The organism is Treponema endosymbiont of Eucomonympha sp. (assembly GCF_001028545.1).
In genome coordinates this window covers 1-466 of sequence record NZ_BBPW01000596.1, presented here as the reverse complement: position 1 = coordinate 466, position 466 = coordinate 1, and the positions used below count along the sequence as shown (strand labels likewise).

General features: G+C 47.2%; 1 protein-coding gene. It reads right to left on the bottom strand.

The genetic code is table 11. The features are described 5' to 3' along the window. A partial coding sequence (locus tag AWU74_RS10980) for a rod shape-determining protein (RefSeq protein WP_187150976.1) occupies positions 1–140 on the bottom strand: 140 nt, incomplete at its 3' end. Between the last annotated feature and the right edge of the window lie 326 nt (positions 141–466).

Here is a 466-nt window from a genome sequence, read left to right as displayed (position 1 = left end):
ATTACACGCTTCGTGCCGCGCTCTATAGCAACGACTGACGGTTCGTTGACAACGATGCCCTGTCCTCTGACATAAATGAGCGTATTGCAAGTCCCTAAATCAACGCCGATATCTGTTGAAAACCTGTCCCAAAAACCCATAAGAACCTCCAATAGCATTCTTTCAAAACAAAAGGACTGTACCTTATCGTATCCCGACCGCTTTTGCCACACTCAGGCGGTTCGGTTATAACTGCAACACGTTTCGCCATTTTGCTTGAGGCATCGCTGAAGTATCGTATATTACACCACTATAACATAATATGTAATAGAACGTGTTCATGCGGGGCAAAATACGATAGGGCGTTTTTGCTTATATGCGGCGAATGCCGGGCGGACGGGCAACGTGCCGAACGCATTCCAGCCTTTTGCGCGTACCAGTTGCGCTTCATTCCCCCTTGAGCCAAAATCCGTTATCGTCAAACAAT